Source organism: Micromonospora sp. NPDC047670, assembly GCF_043204915.1.
Classification (GTDB): Bacteria; Actinomycetota; Actinomycetes; order Mycobacteriales; family Micromonosporaceae; genus Micromonospora.
Map to the genome: position 1 here is coordinate 408823 of NZ_JBIDDA010000001.1, position 13599 is coordinate 422421.

11 protein-coding genes are annotated in these 13599 nt (G+C 73.2%); 5 read left to right on the forward strand and 6 right to left on the reverse strand.

Features of this window, described 5'->3' with window-relative positions; genetic code table 11:
- Nucleotides 1–32 precede the first annotated feature (32 nt).
- Both ACGF7U_RS01920 and ACGF7U_RS01925 read right to left on the reverse strand, forming a co-directional pair.
- Nucleotides 33–374 carry a hypothetical protein gene (locus ACGF7U_RS01920; protein ID WP_393102188.1) on the reverse strand — a complete coding sequence of 114 codons (342 nt, stop codon included), beginning with the start codon at nt 372–374 and terminating at the stop codon, nt 33–35.
- Nucleotides 371–763: a YbaB/EbfC family nucleoid-associated protein gene (locus tag ACGF7U_RS01925; protein WP_393102189.1), complete on the reverse strand. Its 393-nt coding sequence runs from the start codon at nt 761–763 to the stop codon at nt 371–373. Before ACGF7U_RS01925 ends, ACGF7U_RS01920 begins: the two co-directional genes overlap by 4 nt.
- A 153-nt stretch (nt 764–916) precedes the next feature.
- Between ACGF7U_RS01925 and mycP the strand changes: the two genes are divergently transcribed.
- Nucleotides 917–2212: a type VII secretion-associated serine protease mycosin gene (gene mycP / locus ACGF7U_RS01930; RefSeq protein WP_393102190.1), complete on the forward strand. Its 1296-nt coding sequence runs from the start codon at nt 917–919 to the stop codon at nt 2210–2212.
- A gap of 162 nt (nt 2213–2374) precedes the next feature.
- On the opposite strand, the gene ACGF7U_RS01935 is transcribed toward mycP, so the two are convergent.
- The 3 genes from ACGF7U_RS01935 to eccB form a co-directional block, all read right to left on the reverse strand.
- The gene (locus ACGF7U_RS01935; RefSeq protein ID WP_393102191.1) at nt 2375–2662 is read right to left on the reverse strand and encodes a WXG100 family type VII secretion target; all 288 of its coding nucleotides are present in this window, start codon (nt 2660–2662) and stop codon (nt 2375–2377) included.
- A 17-nt stretch (nt 2663–2679) separates the two neighbouring features.
- The gene (locus ACGF7U_RS01940; protein WP_091098749.1) at nt 2680–3009 is read right to left on the reverse strand and encodes a WXG100 family type VII secretion target; all 330 of its coding nucleotides are present in this window, start codon (nt 3007–3009) and stop codon (nt 2680–2682) included.
- A gap of 165 nt (nt 3010–3174) precedes the next feature.
- Complete coding sequence (eccB, locus tag ACGF7U_RS01945) at nt 3175–4602, reverse strand: type VII secretion protein EccB (protein WP_393102192.1); 1428 nt, start codon at nt 4600–4602, stop codon at nt 3175–3177.
- A gap of 140 nt (nt 4603–4742) precedes the next feature.
- Between eccB and ACGF7U_RS01950 the strand changes: the two genes are divergently transcribed.
- Complete coding sequence (locus ACGF7U_RS01950) at nt 4743–5489, forward strand: SUKH-3 domain-containing protein (protein WP_393102193.1); 747 nt, start codon at nt 4743–4745, stop codon at nt 5487–5489.
- Between the two features lie 49 nt (nt 5490–5538).
- Here ACGF7U_RS01950 and eccD read toward each other — a convergent pair whose 3' ends face one another.
- Complete coding sequence (gene eccD / locus ACGF7U_RS01955; RefSeq protein WP_393102194.1) at nt 5539–6927, reverse strand: type VII secretion integral membrane protein EccD; 1389 nt, start codon at nt 6925–6927, stop codon at nt 5539–5541.
- Between the two features lie 140 nt (nt 6928–7067).
- Here eccD and eccCa point away from each other — a divergent pair, with 140 nt between their 5' ends.
- The 3 genes from eccCa to ACGF7U_RS01970 all read left to right on the forward strand — a co-directional run bounded on the left by eccCa (nt 7068) and on the right by ACGF7U_RS01970 (nt 13594).
- Nucleotides 7068–11024 carry a type VII secretion protein EccCa gene (gene eccCa, locus ACGF7U_RS01960; protein WP_393102195.1) on the forward strand — a complete coding sequence of 1319 codons (3957 nt, stop codon included), beginning with the start codon at nt 7068–7070 and terminating at the stop codon, nt 11022–11024.
- A 108-nt stretch (nt 11025–11132) separates the two neighbouring features.
- Nucleotides 11133–11750: a hypothetical protein gene (locus ACGF7U_RS01965; RefSeq protein WP_393102196.1), complete on the forward strand. Its 618-nt coding sequence runs from the start codon at nt 11133–11135 to the stop codon at nt 11748–11750.
- A gap of 35 nt (nt 11751–11785) precedes the next feature.
- Nucleotides 11786–13594, forward strand: a complete 1809-nt coding sequence (locus tag ACGF7U_RS01970) for a hypothetical protein (RefSeq protein WP_393102197.1) — start codon at nt 11786–11788, stop codon at nt 13592–13594.
- The last annotated feature ends 5 nt before the right edge of the window (nt 13595–13599 follow it).

Sequence of the window (13599 nt, forward strand, 5' to 3'; positions counted from 1 at the left end):
CCGCCCTGATTCGACCGCCCGAGAGTGGGAGGCTACTTGTCCTCGCCGCCGAACCACTTGTCGACCATGTCGTCGACCTCGACGGTGCCGTCGACGGCGCTGGTCACGTCGGGACCCAGCACCTTGACCAGGTCGACAATCGTCTTGCCACCGGTGAGGACGCTGGTGGCGGGGGCGTCGTCGCCCTCCAGGTAGTGCTTGTTGAACTCCTTGCCCGGCTCGTCCGTGCCCCAGGGGGCCGAGGCGTTCAGCGAGGAGATGGTGGCCGCGTGCTGCGCCCATCGGCTGGCCAGCGTCGAGCCGGCGACACCGAGCTGACGGCCGCCGTCCCGCGCGCCGTCGGGGTTGACGAAGGTCTCGTTCGGGTCACTCATCGGTCGTCCTCCCGTGGAAGATCGCTGTCCAACTGGCGGAAGATGCCGTCCAGGTCGTGGTCCATGTACGCCTGGAACTGGCTGTCCGGCACGAAGGGCCGCAACAGCTCCTCGACGTCGGCCATCGCCTTCTCGGTGGCGCGCCGGATCGTCTCGGTGACCGTGGCGGAGAGCTCCTTCGAGTTCGGCCGCCGGTAGATGCGTGGGTCGAACTCCACCTTCACCACCTGGCCCCGGGGGCCCACGGTGACGGTGACGAACCCGTCGTCGGAGGTGACGGTGGCGTTCACGGCCTTGAGTCGTTGCTGGAGGTCACCCACGCCCGAACGCATCCGCTCGAACTGGGCCATCAGCTCGTCGGCCCGGGCGCGCAGCGCCTGCGTGTCCATGACGTCCTCCCCCTGCACGTCCATGCGCCGCCGCGGTCCCACCGACGGCGTGACAGGTCGACCATACTGAACCGGCGCGACATCGGGTATCCGGTCCAGGTCCGGGCATCGCTACGATGCACCGACGCCGTGCAGACGGGAGGTGAGCGCGGAATGGCCCTCGGCCGCCGTACGTCCACAGTTGCCCTGGTGGTGGCGCTGACGGGCACGACCATCCTCGGCACGCCGGCGCGGTCCGTGGCGGCCCCGGCGGTCTGCGGCAACCCGAGCGATCCGGGGCAGGTCATCCGCGAGACCCCTTGGCACCAGCAGTGGCTCTCGCCGCAGCGGGTGTGGCCGTTCAGCACGGGCGCGAGGGTGCGGGTGGCGGTCATCGACTCCGGCTCGGACGGCAGCCACGCCCAGTTGCGCGGCCGGGTGGCGAAGGGCTTCGACGCGCTGCGCGGCGCTGCCGGCGGCGACGTCGACTGCGTCTCGCACGGCACGGCGGTCGCCAGCCTCATCGCCGCCCGTCCGCAGGACGGCGTGGGCTTCCACGGACTGGCCCCGGACGCCACGATCGTCCCGATCCGGGTCAGCGAACGGGCCGGCAACGAGGGCGTGGACGGCCAGGGCGAGAGCGCCTCCACGGCGGTCTTCGCGCAGGCCATCCGCCGGGCGGTCGACGAAGGCGCGGACGTGGTGAACATGTCCCTGACGCTCTACCGCCCCGACCCCGCCGTCGAGAGCGCGATCCGCTACGCGCGGGAGAAGGACGTGGTGCTGATCGCCGCCGCCGGCAACCTGCACCAGGACGGCGAGCGTCCCGACCCGGTGCCCTATCCCGCCGCCTACGAGGGTGTGATCGGGGTCGGCGCGATCGACCAGCAGGGCGCGCGGGTGAAGCAGTCGCAGGTCGGACCGTACGTCGATCTCGTGGCGCCCGGTGGCGCGGTGGTGGCGGCGACCCGTCTCTCCGGCCACGCGGTCTGGAGCGGCACCAGTTTCGCGGCCCCGCTGGTGAGCGCGACGGCCGCCCTGATCCGCGCCGCCGAGCCGGGCCTGTCGGCGGAGGAGGTCACCCGCCGGCTGGTCGCGACGGTGGACCCGGCGCGCGGGAATCCGGAGCAGGGCTACGGACAGGGCGTGCTGAACCCGTACCGGGCGGTCACCGAGCGGCTGACCAGGGGGGCGCCGGTGGCCCAGCCCCCGCTGCCCGATCCGTCGTACGACCCGGTGGCGCAGGAGCGCGCGCAGCGGTGGAGCGTCTTCGGCCGGGTGGCGCTCTGGGGCGGGCTGGTGGCGGCGGCGATCGCGCTCGCCATCGGCGCGGCGGCCTCGTTGCTGCCGCGCGGACGTCGCCTGCGGTGGCGGCCGACCCGGCCGACGGCGCCGCCACCCCCGGTCCGCGAGGTCGACGAGCCCGAGGAGGCGTTCTTCCGGGTGCCCACCTCGCTGCCCCGCGGCTGAGGACAGCCCGGAGGCCGAGCCTGCGGCGTCGGCTGAGGGACAACCCGGAGGCCGAGCCCGCGTCGTCAGGGCGAGCCCGAGGCCGGGCCCGCGTCGTCAGACGATGGTGGGAACGACGATGGCCCGGCACGGGGCCGGGCCATCGACGCGTAACGGTCGAGCTCAGTCGCCGAACTTCGCCCGGTTGGCGGCCTCGCGGGCCTGCATCTTGACCGCCGACTCGCGCAGCGCCTTCTCGATCCGGCCGAGCAGGTCACGCAGGTCGTTGGCGGCCGACTCCCAGTCGCTCTGCCGACGGAAGTACGCCTCGCGGGCGTCACCGTCCCAGGTCGCGAGCAGCGGCGCGATGCCGGACTTGAGCCCGTCGAGCTCGCCGGTCAGGTTTCTCACGGCACCGCCGCAGCTGTCCGCCGCGGCGTTCAGCGCACCGAAGTTGTAGCGAATCTCCATCTCGGAACCCCTCCCCGTCAGAGCTTGAGCGCGGCGGTGATCTGGCCGGCGGTGGCACCGGCAGAGTCCATGTCGGACCGGATCTCGTCGTCGCTGACGTCGTAGTCCTTACCCGCGGACCCGACGGCCTCGGCGATGGCCCGCAGCGCCACGTTCAACCGGGCCATGTCCTGGTCGAACCGCTCGCGAACCTGCTGGAACGAGCCCGCACCAGCACCCTTCCACTGGTCGTACAGCGGCGTGAGCTGGTCCATCAGCCCGTTCAGGTTGCTGGTGAGCCGGTCGGCGACGGCATCTACGTCGCCCTCGGTCTTCACCATCAAGCCGGTGTCGGTACGCATCGTCATGGTGGAGTCACCCCCGTCCTCGTCGATCGCCCCGCGTCGCCGGGGGCAGCCATAGTTACGGCGCTCGTGCACCATTTCTCGTACGAACCGTAACGGGTCGCGTCCAGCCGACGCTAGGCCGGTTGGCATTCGGACCCGCAACGCGCGCCACTGTGGCAGGTGCGTTCACTCCGGGTCCAGCGCCCGTTTCGCGTTCGTCGGGTCGAGCGCGGGACCGGCCGGTAGCCGGACGACCAGGCTCGCCGGCAGTTCGACGGGGCGCACACCCCGGTAGCCGAGCATCCCCGGCACATCTTCGGAGGCCAACGGATACCGGTATCCCAGGTCGGTGACCAGGTTCAGGGTGCCGGTCGGGGCGTCCGGCGACGGCATGGCGGCGACCAGCACGCCGTACCCGGGTTCGATGACCACCCGGTCGGCGAGCGGGATGCCGTCGCCGGTCTGCTCGCCGGTGCGTACCGGCTCCTTCACCGGCTGCACCTGGGCGTCCAACAGCAGGGTCGGCTCGTCCTGCCCCGGTTGGTAGCCGGCGCAGACGGCCGGCTGGTCGCCGGTCAGCCGGGCGACCTCGGGGCGTTCGTCGGGGGCGCGGTGACGCCCCGCCGCAGGGACCGACGCCTTGGGGGCGGCTGCGGCGGTGCCGGCCGCGAGCGGGACCGCCCGGGGCGTAGACCCGTCCGGATAGGACCGCCGCGTCTCCGGGTCGGCCAACAACACGTCGGCCTGCAGCGGAGTCAGCGGAGCCAGCCGCTCCCGGTCGGCGAGGTAGTACTGGCGGCTGCCGTTCTGACTCTCCACGACGAAGATCTGGCCGACCCGGGCATCCCGCAGCGCGTCGGACGGCTCACCCCGGCCGGCCACCGTCCGGGTGGCGATCGGCTCGCCGGCGGGCAGCGCGTTGAGCCAGGCCCCGCCCACCTCGACCACCGGCTCCGCGGTCATGATGAGCCCTTCGAGGACGATCTTCTGGTTGCGGATCTCGTACCGGTGGTCGTGCCAGATCAGGTGCAACCGGCTCGTCTTGGTGTCCCGGACCAACAGCGCGCTGTCGCCCATCGCACGTCCACCGCTGGGCGCCCTGCCGACGGTGAGCACGGTGGTGGCCACGGTCCCGCCGGCCTGGTTCCGGGCCGGTTGGGTGCAGAGCGTCCACGGCCCGGAGAGGATCCGCTTCGGGTCGGGCAGGGCATCCGGTGCGTCCGGAATGCCGATCCGGGGGCCGCGCGGCGTGCCGACCAGCGAGTTCCGGGAGACGGAGACGGTGGGCACCGCCGACCCCATCGCCAACAGCGCGGACGAGTAGTTGACCACCGGGTGCAGCCGGCCATCCCGGTAGACGTACCGGGTGCCGGTCTCCTTCTCGAGGACGACCGCCCCGCCCGCCTTCCATTTGGTGGCGCCACCGGGGCGCAGCAGGCCGTAGACGCCCACCGCGGCGAGGCAGAGCACCGCGACCATGACGCCCGCGAAGCCGGCGCCGCCGAGCCGCCGGAACGGCGCGGCCTCCGGATCAGGCTCGCGCGCCACGAGCGCGGACGTCATCCGCTGGACGAAGAACTGGTACGACTGGACCTGGTCCCGCCGCGACGGCATGGCATCCTCCCCTGGCGTACGGTCGGCGCGGACGGAAGCGCCGGACCGCGGTGCCTACGATAGGCACCGCGCCGAACACGGTGGTGCCGGCACCCGGTCGCAGCCGGCGACCAGGACGACCACGGCCCGAGGGAGTTCCGATGATCAGTCGCGACGAGGCGCTGGCCCGCGCCCGGGAGTGGGCCGCCGCCGGCCACCCCGGCCCGCCGCCGGAGATCGACCTCTACGAGTTCGATCTGGGCTTCATCGCCTCGCGCCGTGAACCCGAGCCGGAGGCGGCGAACGGGCCGCCCCGGCCACCGTCGGCAACCGGACAACCCACAGCGGTCATCGACCGGGAGACCGGGGAACTGTCCCAGTGGCCGTCGCTGCCCGCCCCGGCGATCGCCGAACGGTACGCGAAGCACCGCGCCGCCGAGGGCCGCTTCCCGCCGGACGTCCGCGAGGTGCTGGAGAAGGCCGGCTGGTTTCCCGGCCGGGACATGACGGCCGCCGTCGACCTGTGGCTGACCCGTTTCGCCGACGAACTGGCCGGGCTGGAGTTCTTCCCGGCGGCACGCGCCGCCCTGGTCGAATTCGGTGGCCTGCGCCTGCCCCAGTTCGGCGGGCACGGCGAGCCGGGAGGCGGCTTCGGAAGCGCCCTGCATCCCACCCGCGGCGGTGTGTTGGCGGAGGGCTCCGAGGTCTTCGCCGAGGAGTACGGCATCCCGGTCTTTCCGCTCGGCAACAACGCCGACGGGCCCTCGGAACTCGTCATCGACGCTCAGGGACGGGTCTTCCAGTTGCACTGGGCCGACGACTTCTTCATCGGTCAGGACATCGACACCGCGATCATCGCGCTCATCCGTGGTGGCAAGGCGCCGGCGGTCAGCGACGTAACGCTGTGAGCCCTCGGCGCCCCGGACACCTCGGCGGACCGACGGCCGGCGCCCGGCGTCAGCCGTTCAGCGCGCGCATGAACGCGTACAGGCCCAGCACGCTGCAGGCCACCGGCACCACGGCCAGTTGCAGCAGGATGTCGAGCATGTCCCCCAGGCGGGCCAGTCGGGGCGACGGGGCGCGCCGGCTGTAGGCGAGTCCGGCGCTGACCGAGAACCCGGCCGCGACCACCGCCACCGGCAGCACCGCCAGCACCCGCAGCACCGTTCCGGCGTCCGCCGCGCCGACGAGGGGCAGCAGGGCCAGCCCGACCAGGCCCACGGCGAGCAGCGGCACGCGGTGCCGGACGGTCGGCACCAGCCGGGCACGCAGCAGGTGACCGAGTGCGACCACTCCGGTCAGCAGCAGGGCGGCGACCGAGCCGTGTGCGGTGAGCACGATCAGGCAGCCGACGGTGACCACGAACGAGCCGAAGATCATGCCGGTGAGCACCTCGTCGGCCCGGGCAGTGGCCTGGTAGACCAACTCGCGCCGGGGTTGCGGCTCGTCGCGCAGCAGGTCCTCGGCGGTGCGGGGCAGCGCCGGCATCGGAATCTTGCCGAGCCGTACGGCGAGCAGCGGCATCGCCGGCAGCAGCAGGGTCACGACGCTGACCACGATCGCCGCGCCCTGCGCCGCGTCCATCGAGCCGAGGGCGAAGAGGCCGCCGAGCATGCCCCAGAACCCGGCGAAGACCGCCGCCACGAAGACCCGGGTCGCGTCGCCCACACCGAGGAAGCCGAGCAGGCCGGTGAGGAGCAGGACGGCGGAACCGAGCAGCACGTGCGGCGCGCCGAGCGCCCAGACGGACTCCCCGGTGCCGATCACCAGGGTGCCGCCGACGAAGGCGTACGGCAGACCGGCGGCGGCGACCACGGCCCCGGCGAGGGAGTCGGCCATCGCCCGGGACAACACGATCCCGACCAGCAGCAGCACCACGGCGGTGCCGAGGGCGATCACGCCACCGAGCCAGCCGGGCTCGTCGGAGGCGACGATGACGGCCAGGCCGAGCAGCAGTAGCGCGCCGCCGACGATCAGACCGGTCAGTCGGGTCGCGAACGGGCTCCAGGCCACCCCGCGCCGGCGCGCACCGTCGGCGACAGCCTCCATCAGATCGTCGTACGCCAGCTCGGGCCACTCGGTGCGGCGCGGCACCAGGTGCAGCGTCTCGCCGTCCCGGACGTTCTGCACGGCGAGCGTGCGGTTGAGGTCGACGGCGGTGCCGTCGGTGCGGCGCAGCGTCCAGCCACCGTGTGACGTCCCGTCCGACGGGTGCTCCTCCGCCTGCCGCAGCACGGCGGGGAGCAGCCTGACGAGCGGCAGATGCTCGGGCAGGGCGAGATCGAGCCGCCGGTTCGGGGTGACGACGGCGATGCGCACGAGACCGGTTCCGGCCTGGGTGACCACTGATGACCCCTCGGGACGGGGAGCGGACCGGGTAGGGCCCGCGGCTGTCATGACGAGAGAAGGCTACCTACCATGTGCCGGTGGCGTGGGCGCCGGTTCGGTCCGATCGGTCCGGGCACGCCAGCGGGGAGGTCTGATAGGTGAGCACGGTCGTCGTAAAACGTCCGGCCCGGCAGCCGGAGCCGGAGTACCCGTCCGGTGAGGTCCTGCTGGAGGCGCCGCCCGAGGTGCCCGCACCCAGTGGACGCGCCTGGGGCCAGATGCTGATGCTGCTGCCGATGCTCGCCGGCTCGTTCGCCATGGCGCTGATGTTCGCCGGCCGGGGCGGCAGCACCCTCGGTTACGTCACCGGCGGACTCTTCGGCCTTTCCGCGATCGGCATGCTCGCCTCCCAGCTCACCAACAACTCCGGCGGCCCGAGCAAGCAGGAGATGCTGCAGAAGCGGCGGGAGTACATGACGCACCTGTCGCGGCAGCGCCGCCGGGTGCTCAAGACGATCCGCAAGCAGCGGGAAGCGGCGTTCTACCGGCACCCGGATCCGGACGCGCTCTGGTCCGTCCCGCTCGGGCCGCGGCTGTGGGAGCGCCGGCGCGGCGACGTGGACTTCGCCACCGTGCGCATCGGTCTCGGCCCGCAGGAGCTGGCCACGCCGTTGGTCCCGCCGCCCGCGACCTCGCTGGAGAAGCTGGAGCCGATGTGCGCGCTGGCGCTGCGCCGCTTCCTGACCACCTACGGCGAGGTGCCGGACCTGCCGGTGACGATGGCGCTCAACGGCTTCGCCCGGGTTCACCTGCGCGGCGACGACGACGCGGTGCGGGGGCTCGTCACGTCGGTGCTCGCCCAGGCCACCGCGTTCCACGCGCCGGACGACATGCTCGTCGCGGTCTGCGTGGCCCCCGACCGGCGGGCCGCGTGGGAGTGGACGAAGTGGCTGCCGCACGCGCTGCACCCGACCCGCACCGACGCGCTCGGTCAGCTCCGGCTGGTCGCACCTTCGGTCACCGGGCTCGAGGCGATGCTCGACGACGTGCTGGCGAGCCGTCCGCGGTTCAACTCCTCCGGCGGGCCGCCCCAGGTGGGCGGACCGCACGTCCTGGTCATCATCGACGGCGGCGACACCGCCGGATCGGACCACCTGATGACCGAGGGCGGCGTGGAGGGGGTCACCCTGCTCGACCTCTCCCACCCGGCGCCGCGGGTGCTGGACCGGGCCCGGCTGGTGCTCGACGTGACCGCCGACCGGCGGCTGCACAGCACCACAGTGGACGGTTCGGCGGAGATCGGGCGGGCCGACGACTGCCGGATCGCGGAGATCGAGACGCTCGCCATGCAGCTGGCCCCGCTGCGCCTCTCGGCCGCGTCCCGAGGGGGCGATGCCCCGCTCACCACCGAGCTGGGCCTGGCCGAACTGCTCAACCTCGGCGATCCGTACGACTTCGAGGTGGACCGGGCCTGGCAGCCCCGGCCGAACCGGGACCGGCTGCGGGTGCCGATCGGGGTGGGCGTCGACGGCGCTCCGGTCGAGCTGGACCTCAAGGAGTCCGCGCAGGACGGCATGGGCCCGCACGGCCTGCTGATCGGCGCCACCGGCTCCGGCAAGTCCGAGCTGCTGCGCACGCTGGTGCTGGCGCTCGCCGCCACGCACAGCTCGGAGAGCCTGAACTTCGTCCTGGTCGACTTCAAGGGTGGCGCTACCTTCACCCGGCTGGACGCCCTGCCGCACACCAGCGCGGTGATCACCAACCTGGCCGACGAGCTGCCGCTGGTCGACCGGATGACCGACGCGATCAACGGTGAGCTGGTGCGTCGGCAGGAGTTGCTGCGCTCGGCCGGCAACTACGCCTCGCAACGCGACTACGAGAAGGCCCGCGCGGCGGGCGCCCCGTTGGCGCCGCTGCCGAGCCTGCTCATCATCTGCGACGAGTTCTCCGAGCTGCTCACCGCCAAGCCGGACTTCATCGACATGTTCGTGCAGATCGGCCGGGTCGGCCGGTCGCTCGGCGTGCATCTGCTGCTCGCCTCGCAGCGGCTGGAGGAGGGCCGGCTGCGCGGCCTGGACACCCACCTGTCGTACCGCATCGGTCTGCGGACCTTCTCGGCGATGGAGAGCCGGGTGGTGCTCGGCGCCACCGACGCGTACGAACTGCCCCGGTCGCCGGGCCACGGCTACCTGCGCTTCGGCACCGAACCACTGGTCCGCTTCAAGGCCGCGTACGTCTCCGGCACCTACCGCAGCAAGACGGCCGAGGCGGTCGCCGCCGGTGACGGCGAGGAGCGCGTGCGGGAGTACAGCACCGCCTACGTCGCGCCGCCGGTGACCCGTACGGTCCCGGAGACGACACCGGAGCCGGCCGACACGGGCGGCGACAGCGTGCTGGACATCCTGGTCGGCCGGCTCGCCGGCCGGGGTGCGCCGGCCCACCAGGTGTGGCTGCCCCCGCTGGCGGAGCCGCCGACGCTGGACCAGCTGCTGCCGCCGCTGACCGCCGACCCGGCCCGGGGCGTGACGGTGGCGCACGCCGGCCTGGTGGGCGAGCTGCAGGTGGCCGTCGGCGTCGTCGACAAGCCGTTCGACCAGCGCCGGGACGTGCTCTGGTTCGACCTGGCCGGCGCGGCCGGCCACACGGTGATCGTCGGCGGCCCGCAGAGCGGCAAGAGCACCCTGCTGCGTACGATCGTCGCCTCGCTGGCGCTGACCCACACCCCCCGGGAGGCTCAGGTCTACTGCCTCGACCTGGGCAGCAGCGCGCTCTCCTCGCTGCGCGACCTGCCGCACGTCGGCTCGGTCGCGACCCGGCTCGACGGCGGTCTGGTCCGCCGGACCGTCGCCGAGCTGCAACTGCTGATGGGCGAGCGGGAGCGGCGGTTCGGCGAGCGTGGGATCGACTCGATGGCCGAGTACCGGCGGGCCCGCCGGCACGGTCAGCACACCGACGATCCGTTCGGCGACGTCTTCCTGGTCATCGACGGCTGGTCCACCATCCGCGCCGAGTTCGAGGACCTCGAGTCGACCATCAACGACATCGCCAACCGCGGTCTCTCCTTCGGCATCCACCTGATCGTCACCGCCGGCCGCTGGATGGACCTGCGCCCTGCCGTGCGGGACGTCTTCGGCACCCGGCTGGAGCTCTGGCTGGCCGACGCGGGGGACTCCCTCCTGGACCGTCGGGCCGCGATGAACGTGCCGGAGAAGTCACCCGGTCGGGGCATCACCGCCGACGGGCAGCAGTTCCTCGCCGCCCTGCCCCGCACCGACGGCGTGCAGGAGACGGACACTCTGCCCGAGGGGGCCCGCAAGCTGGTCAACGACCTGGCCGGCGCCTGGCAGGGGCCGGGCGCTCCGCCGATCCGGCTGCTTCCGTCGGTGGTCCCGTACGGCAGCCTGCCGGCCACCGGACGGCCCGGGGTGCCGATCGGCATCGCCGAGGTGGACCTCCAACCGGTGCACCTGGACTTCTCCGCCGACCCGCACTTCGTGCTCTTCGGCGACGGTGAGTCCGGCAAGAGCACGTTCCTGCGGGCGCTGGCGCAGACCATCGTCGACCGCAACGAGCTGACCGAGGCCCGGCTGGTCATCGTCGACTACCGCCGCAGCATGCTCGGCGACATCAACACCCCGCACCTGATCGGGTACGGCTCGTCGGCCCAGCTCACCGAGGGCATCATCGCCGAGGTCGCCGCGGTGATGCGGGACCGGCTGCCGCCCAACGACGTGACGCCCGACCAACTGCGCGCCCGCAGTTGGTGGAAGGGACCGGACCTGTACGTCCTGGTCGACGACTACGACCTGGTGGCGGGCGCGGGCAGCAACCCGCTGACCCCGCTGCTGGAGTTCCTGCCGCAGGCCCGGGACATCGGTCTGCACCTGGTCATCGCCCGCCGCACCGGCGGCGCGAGCCGGGCGCTGTACGAGCCGGTGCTGATGCGGCTGCGCGAGATCAGCACGCCGGGCATCGTGATGTCCGGCAACCGGGACGAGGGCGTGCTGCTCGGCACCGTCCGCCCCGGGCCGCTGCCGCCGGGCCGGGGCTGGCTGGTCACGCGGCGGGAGGGCACCCGCCTCGTGCAGTTGGTGCACCTGCCGCCACGGACGTGAGCACCACGCGGGGTTGCCCGATGAGGCTATCGTCCACCAGAGTGGAACCATGGCGCTGCGGCTGGGGGCACAGCCGCGCCGCTGGCGTGTGAGCGAACGGGGAGGCAGATGGGCGACGAGTGGCTCGTCGACGAGAACATCGACGTCGACATCCAGCAGCTGAAGGACTTCGCGAAGGCCATCCAGGACGAGCTGGACGTCAATTTCCGGCCCAGCTTCGAGAACGGCGTACGCCCCATGCTCACCGTGCAGGCGCCGTTCGGCGGGGGTGGGCTCAAGGAGGGCAAGTTCTTCCGGGGCCGGCACGACGAGAGCCGCTCGGCGGTGGCGCAGATGCTCGGCGACGCGATGAAGGGCCTGGTCTCCCTCAGCACGGCCGCGGCGTCGATCTCCGCCGAGTACCTCACCGGGGACGCGCTGGCCCAGGCCACCAACGACGACGTCTACAACGCCTTCAACGGTATCGACGGGCAGAAGACGCTCAACGACTACTGGCAGCAGGGCGGGGACGAGCAGCAGAACCCGGCCAACACGGTCCCGCCGGAGGCCACGGACCCGGCGACCTACTACGGCCCGGAGGTCTGCACCGCGGACGACGACTCGGAGGAGACACCGGACGTGGACAAGCCGGACACCATCGGCGAGGGCCCCGGCTCCTACCGCGTCCAGGGTGACAACGAGCAGATGTACGGCGATGAGGTGGCACGCCCGGACGTGCGGTCCTGACGGTGGGCAGGGGACGGGAACGCTGAGGAGCGGGGATGAGCGACAACTACTACGGGTGGACGCCGACGTACATTCCGAGTTACGCCGGTGTCGTCGACGACTACGCCGCCGAGCGGTCTGCCCAGGCCGCACCCTACGAACCCACGGCGTGGGACGGGGTCACCATCGAGGAGATGTGGGAGTACGCCCGCAAGGAGAGCGACGAGCGCACCGTCGCCCTCGCCGAAACCTGGCGGCGCGCCAGCAGCCTGCTGCAGACCACGCGGGAGAACCTCAAGCGGCACGCCGACGCGCTGGACGCCAAGTGGCGGTCGCCGGCGGGCCGGGTCTTCATGGGCAAGGTGGGCGCGGCCCTCTACTCGCTGGACGAGTGGAAGGACGTCGCCGACAAGACGGCCAGCGGTCTGGAGCAGATCGCCAGCAAGATCGCGCAGACCCAGCGGGACATGCGTGAGCTCTGGCTGGAGTACAAGGCCGAGCAGGAGCACCAGGCCGACAAACGCAAGGACGACGAGGGCGTCCAGGTAAGCGACCTCTTCGGGATCAACAACGCCAAATCGTACGAGGACGTGCAGAAGGAATTCCACGACCGGGCGAAGAACATCGTCAAGCCGCTCGCGGACCTCTACATCGACGTCTACATCTCGAACATCTCGCGCGGCGGCATGTACAAGGGGCCGACGAACGCGGTCGTGCACACCCCCTCGCTGGCCCCGCGGCCCACTCGACCCGGCGCGCCGGCCGGGCCGAAGCCGGTCGCCCCGAGGATGTCCGGCGACCGGCCGACCCGGCCGGACATGCCCAGCCGCCCCGACACGCCCGACACGCCGACCACGCCGCCGCCCGGCGTGCCCAACGACCTCACGCTCGCCGGCACCGTGACCGCGCCTCCCGCGCCGACCGGGCCCCCGCCCGCCGCGCCGCCGGTCACCCCCACGCCGGCAACCCCGCCCCCGCCCACCCCGGTGCTGCCGGTGGCCGGCCAGGGCAATCCGCGCCCGAACCCGCCGAACACCAGCCGGCCGGGCACCCCGCGCACCACCCTGCCGGGTGCCGGGGCGCCCAACCCTGGCTCCCGCGGCCCGGCGCCGAACCGGCCCACCCTGCCGGGCACCGGGGCGCCCAACCCTGGCGCCCGCAGCTCGGCGCCGAACCGGCCCACCCTGCCGGGCACCGGCAACCCCGGCGGGAACCCGGCGGGTCGCGGACCGGCGCCGAACCGACCCACCCTGCCCGGCAACACCGGCACGGGCCGGCCGGGTGGCCCCCGCTCCGGCGCGCCGGGCCTCGGCACTCGGCCGACCGGTCCGGCGACCCCCCCGTCCAGCCCGCGCCTGCCGGGCAGCACCGCCGGCCCCAGGCACGCGGGGGGCGCTCCGGGTCGGCCGGCGTCGCCGCCGCCGAGCCTCGGCGGCCAGCGCGGCACCGGCCCGGCCACGCCCGCCACCTCCGGTCCGCGCGCCGGCTCCCCGACCGCCGGCCGTCCCGGCACACCGCCGAGCGCCGCTCGCCCGGCCACGCCGAGCGCCGGCGGCACCCGTGCGGGTGGCCCGCTCACCCCTGGCACGGGTGCCCGTCCGGATCTCACGGGCCGTGGCGCGGGGGGCGCGGCGCGTCCGGCTCCCACCACCGGCCCGGCGCCGTCGCTGGGTGGACGCCGGGGAGGCCCGGCCGTCCCGGGCGCCCGCGGCGCCGCACGCCGTGCCGAGGACGAGCAGGAGACCTGGGAGTACGGCGAGGGCGACGACGAGCTCTGGACGACCGAGTCGGTCGCGGTCGGCAATATCGAGGCGCCGGTGGAGCACCGACCGCAGCAGCAGGGCAGGGCGCTCGGTCAGGGCTGACGCAC